At 74.6% G+C, this 2553-nt stretch carries 1 protein-coding gene; it reads left to right on the top strand.

Translation table 11 applies throughout. The features are described from left to right. Nucleotides 1-257: 257 nt before the first annotated feature. The coding region (locus tag ACLU3S_RS36650; RefSeq protein ID WP_413956297.1) for an ATP-binding protein at nucleotides 258-2553 on the top strand (2296 nt) is incomplete at its 3' end.

Here is a 2553-nt window from a genome sequence, read left to right as displayed (position 1 = left end):
CCCGGCCGGCGCCGGCTGCCCCGCACCGCGTGAGCACCGCGGACGGGACGGGAGGCGGCCGCACGGGGGTCGGCCGCCTCCCTGGCCGCCTCCCCGCCCAGGGTCGTACGACGCTCCGACGGAGTCGTACGACCCTCCCGGCCGTTCCGGCCCCTAATACGACCGTTTTGACTGCTGGTACGACCGTTCCGACTGTCGGTACGACGATCGCACCGGGCCTGTGGAAAACCCCTGCCGTGCCGACCGGAGCTCGTGCGATGCTCGCACCCGTGGAGACCAGGTCCGTCAGTCCCGTGTTCGTAGGCCGCACCGACGAGTTGGCCACCTTGAACGACGCGCTCGCCCGTGCCGCCGCGGGCGAGCCGCAGGCGCTGCTGCTCGGCGGTGAGGCGGGCGTCGGCAAGACCCGCCTCGTCGAGGAGTTCACCGCGACCGCCGCCGCGGAGCGGAACGCGGTCGTCGCCGTCGGCGGCTGCGTGGAGATCGGCGCGGACGGGCTGCCGTTCGCGCCCTTCTCCGCCGCGCTGCGCGCCCTGCGCGACGCCCGGCCCGAGGAGTTCGCCGCCGCGGCGACCGGCCAGGAAGAGGAACTGGCCCGACTGCTGCCCGAGTTGGGGGAGGCCACCGCGGGCCGGCACGACGAGCAGGGCATGGCCCGCCTGTTCGAGCTCACCGCCCGGCTGCTGGAGCTGGTCGCCGCCGAGTACACCGTCGTGCTCGTCCTGGAGGACCTGCACTGGGCGGACGCCTCCACCCGGCACCTGCTCGCCTACCTCTTCCGCACCCTGCGCGCCGGCCGGCTCCTCGTCCTCGCCACCTACCGCTCCGACGACATCCACCGCCGCCACCCGCTGCGCCCCCTGCTCGCCGAGCTCGACCGGCTGCGCACCGTCCGCCGCATCGAACTCGCCCGCTTCACCCGCGAGGAGGTCGGCCGCCAGATCGCCGGCATCCTCGCCGCGGAACCCGACCCCGCCCAGGTCGACGACATCTTCGAACGCTCCGACGGCAACGCCTTCTTCGTCGAGGAACTCGCCGTCGCCGCCTGCGAGGGCTGCTGCACCGGCCTCACCGACTCCCTGCGCGACCTGCTCCTGGTCCGGGTCGAGACGCTGCCCGAATCCGCCCAGCGAGTCGCCCGGATCGTCGCCGAGGGCGGCTCCACCGTGGAGTACCGGCTCATCGCCGCCGTCGCCCATCTGCCCGAGGACGACCTCATCGAGGCGCTGCGGGCCGCCGTCGGCGCCAACATCCTCGCCGTCACCCCGGCCGGAGACGGCTACCGCTTCCGGCACTCCCTGGTCCGCGAGGCCGTCGCCGACGACCTCCTGCCCGGCGAACGCTCCCGCCTCAACCGCCGCTACGCCGAGGCCCTGGAGGCCGATCCCACGCTCGTTTCGGCCGACGCGCGCGTGATGCGCCTGGCCAGCTACTGGTACCACGCGCACGACCCGGCAAAGGCCCTGCCCGCCGTCCTGGACGCCTCCGTGGTGGCCCGCCGCCGCCATGCCTACACCGAGCAACTCGGGCTTCTGGAGCGGGCGATGGAGCTGTGGGACAGCGTCCCGCAGGAGGTGCGCTCCGCGCTGCGCCCGGTGGACTACACCGAGGTCTACCCCCCGTGCGGCTGCGACCCGGACACCACCCCGCTGCGCTACCTCGACCTGATGGCCGAGGCCGCCGTCGCGGGCCGCTTCGGGGGAGAGCGCGAACGCGCCCTGAAGATCACCAAGCGGGCCCTGCGCCTGCTGGAGGACGAGCCGGATCCCCTGCGGGCCGCCTGGTTCTGGGTGCAGCGCTCCCGGCTGGTCCAGGCCCAGGCGCGCGGCGACGGCTGGCGGGAACTGGCCACCGCCCAGGACCTGGTGCGCGGACTGCCGCCGTCCGAGGTGCACGCCGAGGTGCTGGCCCTGGCAGCCAACTGGTCCATGCTGCACCGGCCCGGAGCCGAGGCCTTCGCCGCCGCCGAGCGGGCCGTGGAGTACGCGCGGATGGTCGGCGCCCGCGACATCGAACTGCACGCACGCCTCACCCTGGGCGGCCTCATGGTGGACGCCGGCGACCCCGAGTCCGGGCTCGCGGAGATGGGGCAGGTCCTGCGGGACACCCTGGCGGAGGGCGTCCACCATGTCGCCGGCCGCGCCTATGTGAACCTGCCGTCCGAGTTGCAAAGCGTCGGCCGGGACCGGGAGGCCGCCCCCGTCCTGCGCGAGGGCATCGCCTTCGCCCGCAAGCACGGCCTGATGGACTCCGAGGCCTGGATGTGGGGCAACCTGTCCGACGCGCTGTACTCGCTCGGCCAGTGGCAGGAGGCCGCCGAGGCCGCCGGGAAGGCCACCCAGGTCTGCCACAGCGCCAAGCCCCGCGGCGCGGGCGCCCTGAAGCTGGCGCATCTCGCGCTGGCCCGCGGCGACCTCGCCGAGGCGTCCCGGCAGCTCAGCGCAGCGCGCACCCGCTACGGCACCCACGACCCCATGCCCCAGCAGTCCCTGCCGCTGGCCCGCGTCGCCATGGGGGTCGCGGCGGCGCAGGGCCGGTGCAGCATGGACCAGT

It is taken from the genome of Streptomyces sp. AF1A, assembly GCF_047340315.1.
Classification (GTDB): domain Bacteria; phylum Actinomycetota; class Actinomycetes; order Streptomycetales; family Streptomycetaceae; genus Streptomyces.
Note: the sequence above shows the minus strand (reverse complement) of the source record. Positions and strands in the feature narration are given on the sequence as shown.